General features: G+C 67.0%; 13 protein-coding genes. 10 read left to right on the forward strand and 3 right to left on the reverse strand.

Annotation, left to right across the window (positions count from 1 at the left end):
- Positions 1 to 2 precede the first annotated feature (2 nt).
- The 6 genes from nagZ to LG3211_RS08040 all read left to right on the forward strand — a co-directional run bounded on the left by nagZ (position 3) and on the right by LG3211_RS08040 (position 5,474).
- The gene (gene nagZ, locus LG3211_RS08015) at positions 3 to 998 is read left to right on the forward strand and encodes a beta-N-acetylhexosaminidase (protein WP_057942375.1); all 996 of its coding nucleotides are present in this window, start codon (positions 3 to 5) and stop codon (positions 996 to 998) included.
- On the forward strand, positions 998 to 1,549 hold the full coding sequence (locus tag LG3211_RS08020; protein WP_057942376.1) for a hypoxanthine-guanine phosphoribosyltransferase: 552 nt from the start codon (positions 998 to 1,000) through the stop codon (positions 1,547 to 1,549). Before nagZ ends, LG3211_RS08020 begins: the two co-directional genes overlap by 1 nt.
- 154 nt (positions 1,550 to 1,703) lie before the next feature.
- Positions 1,704 to 2,462: an S-methyl-5'-thioinosine phosphorylase gene (locus LG3211_RS08025; RefSeq protein ID WP_057942377.1), complete on the forward strand. Its 759-nt coding sequence runs from the start codon at positions 1,704 to 1,706 to the stop codon at positions 2,460 to 2,462.
- 188 nt (positions 2,463 to 2,650) lie between these two features.
- Complete coding sequence (locus LG3211_RS08030) at positions 2,651 to 2,857, forward strand: cold-shock protein (protein ID WP_031373678.1); 207 nt, start codon at positions 2,651 to 2,653, stop codon at positions 2,855 to 2,857.
- 479 nt (positions 2,858 to 3,336) lie between these two features.
- On the forward strand, positions 3,337 to 4,983 hold the full coding sequence (locus LG3211_RS08035; RefSeq protein ID WP_148648796.1) for an acyl-CoA dehydrogenase family protein: 1,647 nt from the start codon (positions 3,337 to 3,339) through the stop codon (positions 4,981 to 4,983).
- Complete coding sequence (locus LG3211_RS08040) at positions 4,980 to 5,474, forward strand: L,D-transpeptidase family protein (RefSeq protein WP_148648797.1); 495 nt, start codon at positions 4,980 to 4,982, stop codon at positions 5,472 to 5,474. Before LG3211_RS08035 ends, LG3211_RS08040 begins: the two co-directional genes overlap by 4 nt.
- Positions 5,475 to 5,615: 141 nt before the next feature.
- Here LG3211_RS08040 and LG3211_RS08045 read toward each other — a convergent pair whose 3' ends face one another.
- Positions 5,616 to 5,846 carry a hypothetical protein gene (locus LG3211_RS08045; protein WP_386790913.1) on the reverse strand — a complete coding sequence of 77 codons (231 nt, stop codon included), beginning with the start codon at positions 5,844 to 5,846 and terminating at the stop codon, positions 5,616 to 5,618.
- Between the two features lie 150 nt (positions 5,847 to 5,996).
- Here LG3211_RS08045 and LG3211_RS26305 point away from each other — a divergent pair, with 150 nt between their 5' ends.
- The 4 genes from LG3211_RS26305 (at position 5,997) to LG3211_RS08060 (ending at position 10,181) form a co-directional block, all read left to right on the forward strand.
- The gene (locus LG3211_RS26305; protein ID WP_187313151.1) at positions 5,997 to 6,173 is read left to right on the forward strand and encodes a hypothetical protein; all 177 of its coding nucleotides are present in this window, start codon (positions 5,997 to 5,999) and stop codon (positions 6,171 to 6,173) included.
- A 224-nt stretch (positions 6,174 to 6,397) separates the two neighbouring features.
- Positions 6,398 to 6,865: a DUF4279 domain-containing protein gene (locus LG3211_RS24765; protein WP_083512384.1), complete on the forward strand. Its 468-nt coding sequence runs from the start codon at positions 6,398 to 6,400 to the stop codon at positions 6,863 to 6,865.
- A 337-nt stretch (positions 6,866 to 7,202) separates the two neighbouring features.
- On the forward strand, positions 7,203 to 8,399 hold the full coding sequence (locus tag LG3211_RS08050; protein ID WP_083512385.1) for a S1 family peptidase: 1,197 nt from the start codon (positions 7,203 to 7,205) through the stop codon (positions 8,397 to 8,399).
- 561 nt (positions 8,400 to 8,960) lie between these two features.
- On the forward strand, positions 8,961 to 10,181 hold the full coding sequence (locus tag LG3211_RS08060) for a S1 family peptidase (protein ID WP_083512386.1): 1,221 nt from the start codon (positions 8,961 to 8,963) through the stop codon (positions 10,179 to 10,181).
- Positions 10,182 to 10,428: 247 nt separating this feature from the next.
- Here the strand turns inward: LG3211_RS08060 and LG3211_RS08065 are convergent, their stop codons facing one another.
- Complete coding sequence (locus LG3211_RS08065; protein WP_057942381.1) at positions 10,429 to 12,225, reverse strand: ABC transporter transmembrane domain-containing protein; 1,797 nt, start codon at positions 12,223 to 12,225, stop codon at positions 10,429 to 10,431.
- 10 nt (positions 12,226 to 12,235) lie between these two features.
- Positions 12,236 to 12,844 (reverse strand): IMPACT family protein, encoded by a 609-nt coding sequence (locus LG3211_RS08070; RefSeq protein ID WP_057942382.1) that lies wholly within the window; start codon positions 12,842 to 12,844, stop codon positions 12,236 to 12,238.
- Positions 12,845 to 12,855: the final 11 nt, after the last annotated feature.

Consider the following 12,855-nt stretch of genomic DNA (forward strand, 5'->3'; position numbering starts at 1 on the left):
GCATGCTCGTGATCGGCGTCGCCGGTACCGAACTCACCGCGCAAGAGCGCGACTGGCTGCAGCACGATGCCTGCGCCGGCGTGATCCTGTTCAGCCGCAACTTCGCTTCCAAGGCCCAGGTCGCCGAGCTGTCGGCGGCGATCCGCGCCGCCGCGCCGCGGCCGCAGCTGATCTGCGTGGACCAGGAAGGCGGGCGCGTGCAGCGCTTCCGCGACGGCTACAGCGCGCTGCCGCCGCTGGAGGTGTTCGGCAAGCTCTACGCCTCCGATCCCCAGGCCGCGCTGAAGCTCGCGGAAGAGCACGCCCAGCTGATGGCCGGCGAAGTCCAGGCCAGCGGCGTGGACCTGAGCTTCGCGCCGGTGGTCGATCTGGGCCGCGGCAACCTCGCCATCGGCAACCGCGCCTTCGACGCCGATCCGCAGATCGTCGCCGAGTTCACCCGCGCCTACGTCCGCGGCATGCATGCGCGTGGCATGGCCGCCACCCTCAAGCATTTCCCCGGCCACGGCTCGGTGCTCGCCGATACCCATTTCGATCAGGCCGCCGATCCACGCACGCTGGAGGAACTGCGCGCCACCGATCTGATTCCGTTCGTGGCCGGCATCGACGCCCGAGCCGACGCGGTGATGATGGCGCACGTGTCTTATCCGGCGGTGGCGCCGGAACCGGCCGGCTACTCGCGCTACTGGATCGAAGACGTCCTGCGCGCGCAGATGGGTTTCCGCGGCGTGGTGTTCAGCGACGACATCGGCATGGCCGCGGCGTTCTCGGTCGGCGGGGTCAAGGCGCGCATCGACGCGCACCTGGACGCCGGCTGCGACGTCGTGTTGGTCTGTCATCCGCAGTTGGTAGAAGAGTCTCTTGCCGCGGTCGAAGGCCGCAGCCTCAACACCGCCGCGCTGCTCGGCCTGATCGGCCGCGGCGCGATGGGCTGGGACGGCCTGATCGCCGACAGCCGTTACAGCGAAACCCGCACCCGTTTGGAAGGACTGGCTTGATGAGCGTTAACGACCTGGCTTCGGCCCTGGAAAATGCCGACCTGATCTTCGATCGCCGCACCCTGGAGCGGGAGATCGCGCGCATGGCGGTGACGATCCGCAACGACTACGCCGGCAGCCGTCCGGTCTATCTGACGATCATGCACGGCGGCATGCCGTTCGCCTCGCAACTGGCGATGGAGCTGGGCGAGCGCGGGCTGGACCTGGAATTCGATTACCTGCACGCCACCCGCTACCGCGGCGCGACCACCGGCGCCGACCTGGTCTGGAAGCACCGCCCGGCGACGCAGCTGCGCGGCCGCCGCGTGCTGCTGGCCGACGATATTCTCGATGAAGGCCATACCTTGAACGGCATCCGCGAATGGTGCCGCGAGCAGGGCGCCGCCGAGGTGCGCATCGCCGCGCTCGCGGTGAAGGCGCACGGACGTTGCGTCGAGGGCCTGCACGCCGATTACGTCGGCGTGGAAGTGCCCGATCGCTACGTATTCGGCTACGGCATGGACTTCCATGAGCAGGGCCGCAACTTGCCGGCGATCTATGCCTTGAAGTGAAGCGGGAATGACAAGCGGGAATGCAGGGAGTCGGGAATGGATGGGGCGTTAGCGTTTTGCCGGCTTGCACGACCGTCTTTTTCCGCGAATCCCTCCGCTCCCTTCATGTCCCGTATCCCCTGATTCCGTGCTTCATCCAACCGGATCTTCCGCAATGACTTCCCAAATCGACCTCGCCGTGATCGGCGGCACCGGCCTGTACCGCATCGCCGAACTGCAGGACGTGCAGACCCATCAGCCGGTGACGCGTTACGGCGCGCCGTCGGGTCCGGTGCGGGTGGGCATGCTGGGCGGCCGCCGCGTCGCGTTTCTGGCGCGTCACGGCGAAGGCCATTCCTTGCCGCCGCATCAGATCAACTACCGCGCCAATCTCGCCGCGTTGCAGGCGCTCGGCGCGCAGCGCGTGCTCGCGCTCAATACGGTGGGCGGAATTACCGAACGGTTCGGCCCGCGCGCGCTCGGTTGTCCGGATCAACTCATCGATTACACCTGGGGCCGCATCTCCACCGTGTGCGAAGAGCCCGGCACCGAAGTGCTGCATGTGGATTTCGGCGAGCCCTACACGCGCAGCTTGCGCGCGGCGGTGATCGCGGCGGCGGCGCGGGCCGGCGTGGCGCTGGTCGATGGCGGTTGCTACGGCGCGACCCAGGGCCCGCGCCTGGAAACCCGCGCGGAAATCGCGCGCATGCGCCGCGACGGCTGCGATCTGGTCGGCATGACCGGCATGCCCGAGGCCGGCCTGGCGCGCGAAATGGGCCTGGAATACGCCTGTCTGGCGATCGTCGCCAACTGGGCCGCGGGCGCCGGTCCCGATCCGGATGAAGTCATCACCTTGCAGGATGTGCTCGATAACGTCGCGGTGGCATCGGCCGGTCTGCCCGCGCTGCTGGGCGCGTTGCTCGACGCCGCATAGGTGACAGCAGTCGCATAAATGCGAATCTGCGTAAGAAACGTGGCCGGAAATTTCTTCAAATCACGTGCCCGATGCCGTCACGCTGAACCGTTGTCATCCAACGGCACAGTTTGCATACTCGCACTGCGTCTCGCGCCACATCCGGCGACGACGCACGTCAACGCATCCAGCATGAGGTCAATAAGGATATGCAGTACGGCACCGTGAAGTGGTTCAACGACGCCAAGGGCTTCGGTTTCATTTCTCCCGAAGACGGCAGCGCGGATGTATTCGTGCACTTCTCCGCGATCAACGCAAAAGGCTTTCGCAGTCTGCAAGAAGGCCAGCGCGTCAGCTATCAGCTGACCCAGGGTCCGAAGGGCGCACAGGCGTCCGAGGTGGCTCCGGTGGTTTGATTCGCATTGCCCCTCGGGGCAATGTCTGGCCCGATCGTATCGGACAGTTTCCAAGGCTCCGCTTCGGCGGGGCCTTTCTTTTTTTGTAGGGCGCGGTTGCGACGCTGGTAGCGTGGCGGCGTTGGTAAGGAGTTGTATGCGCTGTCGCGTGGTGCGGTAGCTCGCAGGTATTTCCAGCAAGTGGTTCCGGTTCTCGCCTTCTCGCCGCTCACCTCCATTTCGTCATTCCCGCGAACGCGGGCTCCGCTTTACTTCGGCGTAGCCGAACATCCAGCGACTTTCGTGCGAGTTCCGTCAAAGTCACTGGATTCCCGCGTTCGCGGGAATGACGGAGTGGGGGCCGCGCGCGGAAGCTGCCGTGCCACGTGCTTCGGTCTGCACACCGTGCCCACAACCCCAAATTCGGCAAACCCGCCCGCCACACACCCGCCTCATCCATTGCCACTAGAATCCAGCCATCCCAGCACGGAGAGCTGTAGATGGACACGCTGCCCCCGTTCGCCACCCATCGGGTCGAGAACCAGCCGCCGCCGTTCGCGCCGCGCGATCTTTGGAACGACGACGCCGCGCTGCGCGAAGCGGTGCGGCGCGAAGGCGGCGACGATTTCGCCGGACAGCTCGCCGCCTACGGCGTCCTGGCCGGCGGCGACATCTACGCGCTCAGCTTCGACGCGCATCGCGACAAGCCGCGCCTGCGCAGCCATGACGCCTACGGCCGCCGTATCGACCTGGTCGAGTTCCACCCCAACTACCACGCCATCATGCGCGCGGCGATCGAGCACGGCGTCGCTGGCCTGTCCTGGCACGATCCGCGCCCGGGCGCGCACGTCGCCCGCGCCGCGCTGAGCTATCTGCACCATCAGGTCGAGCCCGGCACCAGTTGTCCGCTGACCATGACCCACGCCGCGGTGCCGGTGCTGCGGCACGCGCCCGCGCTGGGCGAGTGGATGCGCAAGGCCGCCGCGCCGCATTACGACGGCCGCGACATCGGCAGCGGCGACAAGGCCGGCGTCACCCTCGGCATGGGCATGACCGAGAAACAGGGCGGCTCGGACGTGCGCGCGAATGAAACCGTGGCCACGCCGATCGGCGGGCCCGGCGGCGACGAGTACGAACTGGTCGGGCACAAATGGTTTTTCTCCGCGCCGATGTCGGACGGCTTCCTGGTGCTGGCGCAAGCGCCGGGCGGGCTGAGCTGTTTCCTGATGCCGCGCTGGCATCCGCACGGCGGCAAGAACGCGCTGCGGCTGATGCGTCTCAAGGACAAGCTCGGCGACTGGTCCAACGCGTCTTCGGAAGTGGAATTCCAAGGCGCCTGGGCGCAGCGCATCGGCGAGGAAGGGCGGGGCGTGGCGACCATCATCGAGATGGTCATGCTGACGCGCCTGGACTGCATGCTCGGTTCGGCCGGCGAGATGCGCATGGCACTGGCTCAGGCGCTGCATCACGCGCGCCATCGCCGCAGCTTCGGCAAACCGCTGCTCGATCATGCGCTGATGCGCAACGTGATCGCCGATCTGGCGATCGAATCGGAAGCCGCCACCGCCCTGGCGATCCGCGTCGCCGGCGCGATCGACCGCGCCGGGCGCGATCCGCACGAAGCCGCGTTCGCGCGCATCGCCACCGCGATCGGAAAATTCTGGATCTGCAAGCGCGCACCGGCTTTCGTCAACGAAGCACAGGAATGCCTGGGCGGTGCCGGTTATGTCGAGGAATCGATACTGCCGCGCCTGTACCGGCAGGCGCCGCTCAATTCGATCTGGGAAGGCAGCGGCAATATCCAGTGCCTGGATGTGTTGCGCGCGCTCGCGCGCGAACCCGAGGCTGGGCGCGCGCTGTTGACCGAGCTCGAACGCGCGCGCGGCCGTCACGACGCGCTGGATGCGCGCATCGACGAACTCGCGCCGGCGTTGCGCGGGCAGGCGCCGCCGCAGGAAGCGCAGATGCGCGGGTGGGTGGAACGGTTGGCGCTGGCGTTGCAGTCGGCGTTGTTGTTCGTCGCCGACAGTCCCAGCGCGGACGCGTTCTGCCGCAGCCGCCTGGGCGGCGCGCATGGGCTGGGTTTCGGCACCTTGCCGGCCGATCTGGATTTCGAAGTCATCGTGCAGCGCGGGCTGCCGGCATGAAGGCATTGCGTTTGTGTTTGTTCGCCGCCGCCCTGGCGTGCACGCCGGTCTGGGCGCGCACGCCGCCGGCGATGGCGCCGGCCGCCGCGCGCGCCGACCGCATTCTCGTGGACAAGTCCGAGCGGCGCATGCAGCTGCTGCGCAACAACAAGGTCATCCGCACCTACCCGATCCTGCTCGGCGACGCGCCGAGCGGGCCCAAGCGCCAGCAGGGCGACGAACGCACGCCCGAAGGCGACTACCGCATCAGCGGGCGCAATCCCAACAGCCGTTTTCATCTGTCGCTGCGGGTGTCGTATCCGGACGAAGCCGATCGCAAGCGCGCGCGTCTGCGCGGCGTCGATCCGGGCGGCGACATCATGATTCACGGCGGCACGCCGCCGGGTTATCGGCGCGATTGGACCGACGGCTGCATCGCGCTGAGCAACGAGCAGATCGAAGAAGTGTGGAGTCTGGTGCCGAACGGGATTCCGATCCGGATCGATCCCTGAGCGCTGGCCATCCGCGCTTGGCGCACGTAGCCGCGCAGCGGCGCGCGAGGGCTGGAAGCTTCGGCGGCCGACAGTGCGCCGATATTCGCGCTGTTGTTCGCGGGCTGTTTTTCGTCGCTGGCGTATTGGCTTGAGCCGCCGCTAGCGCAACTTCTGCGCATACGCATCGCCGACGTGCTGGCTGATGTAGGCGCTCAGCCCGCGCCCGCGCTCGGCCAGTTCGAGCATGTGCGCGATCGTGTCGATGCCGGCGCTGTCGCTGGTGTACAGATAGACCGAGCCGTCGAGGAACTCGACCGCGATCGCATCCGGCCCGGGCAGATACGCACGCACACCCGAGTCGCCGCTGAGGTTGAGATATCGCTTCATCATCCAACGACACCATGAATCCGCACGCCCGGGCGATTCTCGCGCCGCCACGATACCGGCCGTCGCTTGTTCCGCCGCGGGTCATGCCAGCCTAGTGCGGATGGGTGTAAGGTCGGGTGAGGCGGCCATCCGGGCCGCCGCGGGAGGTGCACCATGCGTGGTTCACGTAAATCCCAGGCGCTGGCGCTGGTGGCGTTGGCCGCGATTCCGCCCCCGGCGCACGGTTCGGATTTTTCCCTGGCGCTGTTCTGGTTGAGCCGCGGCGCGGGCTTGTTCGCGCTGTGCCTGCTGAGCGTGTGGCTGGTGAGCGAGTTCAAGCGCACGGATTGAAGCCGCGGCGATTTGCAGCGCGGCGAGGTTCGCGAACGCCGCGCAAGCCGCCACCATCCGCGCCGGTATCAGCCTCAGCGCGTCCTCGCCGCTGCGGCGAGAGCGCATGCGCTCGCACGACAGCGCAAACCCGACCCAATCGATTGCTATCGCGCCGCGTTTGCGCTGAAGTGGCGCGTCCGCGGACATGGGGTCGGCGGTGAATCCGTTTGGGATACGCTCTGATGTCCTTGCTGAAACGTACAGCGGCTTGCCTGCGAATCTGGGGCGACGAGCTGATTCCGGATGAACTCAGCCACGTGCTCGGCGCGCGACCATCGTTTTCGCATCTCAAGGGCGACACGATCGTGGTGAACGCTCGAACCGGTGCCAATCGAATCGCCAAAACCGGAACCTGGCACCTGGTAGTGGAGCAGCGAACCCCGGGCGATCTGGATGAGCAGATCGATGAGTTGTTCGCTCAGCTCAATCACGATCCCGCGCTATGGACTTCGTTGCAATCGCGCTTCGAACTCGATTTGTACTGCGGTCTGTTCATGGAAACCAGGAACGATTTACTAGTAATTTCGCCACGAAATATGCATCTTCTTGGTGAGCGCGGCATCGAGTTGCGGCTTGAGATTTATGATCCGACCCGTGAAGCCGCCGGAATCGGCAGGTTTCGCCGAGGTCGCTTGAAGCGACATCGTTGATCGCAACGCGATCGATTCCGCTGCGTCGCAACACCGGAATAAATCGCTACGTACAACCGTGCATCGATAACGCGTCGACACCGCGTTTCGTTCATTCGCTTATGCCAATGCGCGTTCTTGTGACGCGCCTCGGACTGTGGGTGTGATCGCGCCTTGGCTGCGAGCTTGCGCGGGACACGAAGTTCTTTTTATCTGGCATGGCCTCGCAAGCGTGTGCGCGCATCCGGATTGCGCGCGAGCTTGCCGACGAGAGGCCACTGTCGTCACGACGGTGTCGAGAAGCCGATCGGCTTCATTCCATCGATCTCATGTCAGATTTCCATCAGGAGTTCCTCGCATGTCCGTATCGAAATCCCGTTCGCGCCGTTCGTTCGCGCGCGCTTCCGTGTTCTGCGCTGTCGCGGCGGTCGCCGCGCTTACTTCCGGTGCCGCCCTGGCTGCCGGGGAAGTCAGCCCGGCACTTAAATTCGCCATGCAACGCGATCTGGGAATTTTCCCGGGTCAAATCGCGCAATACCTGCAAACGGAAAAACTCGCGCGCGAGCAGGCTGCCTCGATCGAGCGCGAGTTCGGCGGCAACTTCGCCGGCAGCTGGATCGAGCGCAAGGACGACGGCAGTTTCCGCGTCGTCGCCGCGACCGCCGGCGCGCGCAAGTCCAGCACGCTGGGTGGCGTGGAAGTGCGCAACGTGCGCCACAGCCTGAAGCGGTTGCAGCAGTCGATGGATCTGCTCGACGCCGGCGCCCACGCGCGGGTCAAGGGCGTCAGCAAGCCGCTCGCCGGCGTGCAGACCTGGTACGTGGACGTGCGCAGCAATACGGTGGTGGTCAAGGTCGATGAAGGCGCGACCGACGCCGGCATCGACTTCGTCGCGCTCAGCGGCGCCGACAGCGGCGCGGTGCGCATCGAATCCGCGCCGGGCCAGTTGCAGACCACCGCCAACATCATCGGCGGCATCGAGTACTCGATCAACAACACGAACTTGTGCTCGGTCGGCTTCTCGGTTACTCGCGGCGCCACCAAGGGCTTCGTCACCGCCGGTCATTGCGGCACGGTCAATTCGATCGCGCGCATCGGCGGCGCCCAGGTCGGCACCTTTGCCGGGCGCGTGTTCCCCGGCAACGATCGCGCCTGGGTCAGCCTGACCAGCGCGCAGACGTTGTTGCCGCGCGTGGTCAACGGCAGCAGCTACGTCACCGTGCGCGGCAGCGCCGAAGCGGCGGTCGGCGCGGCGGTCTGCCGCTCGGGCCGCACCACCGGTTATCGGTGCGGCACGATCACCGCCAAGAACGTTACCGCCAACTACGCCGAAGGCACGGTGCGCGGCCTGACCAATGCCAACGCCTGCATGGGCCGCGGCGATTCGGGCGGTTCGTGGATCACCAGCGCCGGTCAGGCGCAGGGTGTGATGTCGGGCGGCAATGTGCAGTCCAACGGCAACAACTGCGGCCTCCCGGCTTCGCAGCGCACCAGCCTGTTCGAGCGCCTGGGGCCGATCCTGAGCCAGTACGGTTTGGCCTTGGTCACCGGCTGAGTTCGACACGCGGCGCTATTCGCCTGCAATGCCGATGATGCGAACGCCCCGCGAATGCGGGGCGTTCTTTTTTTGTGCGCTGCGCGTAGGGCGCAATGGTCCGCTAGTTCAAAGTTTCTGTTCCGGGTTTCGATCGTCTGCGTCTTTTGCCCGTTGTTCCCGTGTTCGCGGGAATGATGAGCCGTTTTCCAGAGGCTTTGAACGGGCGCAAAGAATTGAATGAACCAATGGCATGAGTCCTTTACATCCGATCTGTGTCCGGCTGCATGCAAATGCATGCAGGGCCAATGGACGCGACGCGGAGCGACGGCCATGGACGATCGCGCGAGCCGCATCAGACAAGTACGAATTTGCTTCTTTCGTACGGTGAACGTCGAGTTCTTAACTACTATCCGGACAGTTCTCCATCGCTCGGAGAACTTCACGATCTTGTATCGAGAACCGACCGTCGTGGTCATCGCCATGTTCCGTATCGATCCTGGACAGGCGTGTTCCATCGCGACATAAACGGGCCAGTCCGGCTGGCCGATCCATCCATTGCCAATCGCAACAGGGGGTTTCATGTCCTTATCTCAATCCGCTCGCCGCGCCTGCCGGCGCTCATTGTTCCTCGCTCTGGCGTCGGCCGCTTCGCTCGTGTCCGGCGCTGCGTTCGCGGCCGATTCGATCGATCCGCGCCTGCAACTGGCGATGCAGCGCGACCTGGGTATCTCCGCCAAGCAACTGCCGCAATACCTGAAGACTCAGAGCCTCTCGCTGCGGCAGGGCGCATCGGCCAAGCGCGCGCTGGGTTCGAACTTCGCCGGCAGCTGGATCGAGCGCAAAGCCGACGGCAGCTTCGGCTTCGTGGTCGCGACCTCGGGCACCGGCAAGGCCGCGCGCAGCCTCGGCGGCGTGGAAGTGCGCAGCGTGCGCCATAGCCTGGGCCAACTCGAGAATGCGTTCGCGGCGCTGGAATCGCAGGTGCGTTCGCGCGTGGCCGGCGTCAGCAAGCCGCTGGGCGGCGTGCATTCCTGGCGCATCGATCCGGTCACCAACTCGGTCGTGGTCAGCCTCGCCCCGGGCGCGACCGAGGACGGCGTGGATTTCGTCGCGCTCAGCGGTGCCGATGCCGGCGCCGTGCGCTTTGAGACCGACGAAGGCACGCCGCAGCTTCTGGCCAACGTGATCGGCGGCGATCAGTACCTGTGGGAGGTAACCGAGGGGTACTACCCGTGCTCGGTCGGGTTCTCGGTGACCAAGGGCGAGACCAAGGGCTTCGTCACCGCCGGCCACTGCGGCCAGGTCGGCCGGGTGGTGCTCACCGGCGACGTCGAGGCCCTGGTGCCGTTGGGTACGTTCACCGCGGTGAACCATCCGGGTACCGACATGGCGTGGGTGACTGTCAACCCCGAACACACCCTGCTCGGTCAGGTCAAGGACTACGCCGACGGCTTGCTGTCGGTGAAGGGCAGCGTCGAAGCGCCGGTCGGCGCGGCGCTGTGCCGTTCGGGCCGTACCACCGGCTACAAGTGCGGCACCATCCGCGCCAAGAACGTCAGCGTGAGGGTCGGCTTCGACCGGTACACCGGAATGACCGAAACCAACGTGTGCACCGGTCGGGGCGATTCGGGCGGAGCGTGGCTCACCGCCGACGGCCAGGCCCAGGGCGTGACTTCCACCGGCCTGGTGCCGTTCGGGGCCGACGACAATTGCGTGGTGGCGGAAAGCACCCGCAAGACCTGGTTCCAGCCCTTGAACCCGATCCTGAGCAAGTACGGCCTGACTCTTCTGACCCAATGATCTAGCCGTTCCTCCGGCTGCGCATTTTCAGCCAGAGCGCTTCGCGACGCCCCGCCTTGCGCGGGGCGTTTTTATTGCCCGTCGCGCGGCGGCCGGTTGTCGGCGCGTGGCGGCGCCAACGCGACGAACGGCCGGTGCCTTGGCGAGGACGTCGCGCCAATGCTGCTGACGGCGAGCAAGTCGCAGGTCCCAAGGTGCGGCGGTGGCCCGCGCCGGCAACGCTGGCAGGCGGATTGGCCGGCTGCGCTCAGTCGAGGAACTGCAGCTTCGCCAACTCTGCATACAGCCCGCCCTGCGCCAGCAACTGCGCATGCGTGCCTTCGGCGACGATGCGGCCGCGATCCATGACCACGATGCGGTCGGCCTTGAGCACGGTCGCCAGGCGATGGGCGATCACCAGCGTCGTGCGGCCGTGCATCAGCGCTTCCAGCGCCTGCTGCACGGCGCGTTCGCTCTGCGCGTCGAGCGCGCTGGTGGCTTCGTCGAGCAGCAGGATCGGCGCGTCCTTGAGCAGGGCGCGGGCGATCACGATGCGCTGCTGCTGGCCGCCGGACAGGCGCGCGCCGCGTTCGCCCAGTTCGGTGGACAGGCCTTCGGGCAGCGCCTCGATGAAGTCGGTGGCGTAGGCGGCGCGCACGGCGTCGTCGACTTCCTCGTCGCTGGCGTCCAGGCGGCCGTAACGCACGTTGTCGCGCGCGGTGGTGGCGAAGATGGTCGGCTGCTGCGGCACCAGCGCGATGCGCTCGCGCAGCGCGCCCGGATCGGCGTCGCGCACGTCCACGCCGTCCACGCGCACCGCGCCGTGCTGCGGGTCGTGGAAGCGCAGCAGCACGGAGAACACCGTGCTCTTGCCGGCGCCGGACGGGCCGACCAGGGCCACGGTCTCGCCGGGATTCACGCGCAGGCTGAAATCCTGCAGCGCCGGCAGGTCGGGGCGCTGCGGATAGTGGAAGCCGACATGATCGAACACGATCTCGCCGCGCAGCGGCTGCGGCAGCGGCTGCGGATGCTGCGGCGCCTGCACCGCGCTTTCTTCGTTGAGCAGTTCGCTGATCCGGCCCATGCCGCCGGCCGCGCGCTGCAGATCGTTCCAGACCTCGGCCAATGCGCCGACCGAGCCGCCGCCGATCAGCGCGTACAGCACGAACTGCGCCAGCGTGCCGGCGGTCAGGCGGCCGGCGATGACGTCGTGCGCGCCCGACCACAGCACCATGATGATCGCGCCGAACACCAGGGTGATGGCGATCGCGGTAACCCAGGCCTGGGCGGTGATGCGCTGGCGCGCGGCCTTCACCGCGACTCGCAGCGAATGGCTGAAACGGCCTTGTTCGTAGGGCTCGCGCGCATGCGCCTGGACCGTGCGCACCGCGCCCAGGGTTTCGCTGGCCAGGGTGTTGGCGTCGGCGACGCGGTCCTGGCTGGCGCGCGAGATGCGCTGCAGCTTGCGGCCGCCGGCCACGATCGGCAGCACCGCCAGGGGAATGCCGATCAACGAGAACGCGGCCAGTCGCGGATTGGTCACGAACATCATCGCCAGGCTGCCGATCACCGTGACTGAACTGCGCAGCGCCACCGACATGCTGGAACCGACCACGCTGCGCAGCAGCTCGGCGTCGGCGGTCAGGCGCGAGACCAGTTCGCCGCTGCGGTTGCGGTCGTGGAAGCCGGCGTCGAGCCCGACCAGATGCCGGTACAACTGCTCGCGCAGATCGGCAACGACTTTTTCGCCGAGCACCGACACCAGATAGAAGCGCGCGGCGGTGGCGAAGGCCAGGCCGATGGCGACCAGGAACAGGATCAGGAAGGCGCGGTCGATCGCGCCGCTGCCGCCGCCGGAGGTGCTCTGGGCGAAGCCCTGGTCGATCATGGTCTTGAACGCGGCCGGAAAGCTCAGCGTGGCGGCGCTGGAGGCGGCCAGCGCGAACAGCCAGGCGACGAACAGGCCTTTGTGTTTGCGCACGAACGGCCAAAGGGTGCTCAGGCTGCCGATCGGGGCCTTGTCGCGTCGGGGGGCGGCCTTCGGGCCGGCGCTGGCATCGGTCATGGATCGCAGTCTATCGAGGGGAGGGCGGTTCGCCGGGAGAATTCAGGCGCACGCGATTACGAGTGGCGTCGCGCAACTGGTCTTTCAAGGCGGACAACTGCGACGCCGGCAGGCGAATCCGCACATGCGCGCCGTCGGCGTCGAAGCGTTCCTCGGCTTTTTCCGCGCCGAACGCGTTCAAGGCCGCGTGCACGGCGCCGATGTCCTCGAAGGCGTAGGCCAGGTCGAGTTCGCCGTAGACGATCAATTCCCGGCGCGCGGCGCGGCGCAGGCATTCGGCCGCGGCGCCGCCGTAGGCGCGGACCAGGCCGCCGGCGCCGAGCTTGATCCCGCCGTACCAGCGCGTGACCACGGTCACCACCTGATCGCAGCCCTGGCCGTCGATGGCGGCCAGGATCGGCCGGCCGGCGGTGCCGGAGGGTTCGCCGTCGTCGTTGAAGCGATAGAGCGCGCCGATCCGGTAGGCCCAGCAGTTGTGGGTGGCGTCCGGGTCGGCGACCTCCTGGACGAAGGCCAGCGCGGCCTCGGGCGAAGCCACCGGCGCGGCCAGGGCCAGGAAGCGGCTGTGCTTGATCTCGATCTGGTGGCGGGCGCGCTCGGCCAGCGTGGTCGCGCTCATCGCGGCGACCT

It is taken from the genome of Lysobacter gummosus, from assembly GCF_001442805.1.
Lineage (GTDB): Bacteria > Pseudomonadota > Gammaproteobacteria > Xanthomonadales > Xanthomonadaceae > Lysobacter > Lysobacter gummosus.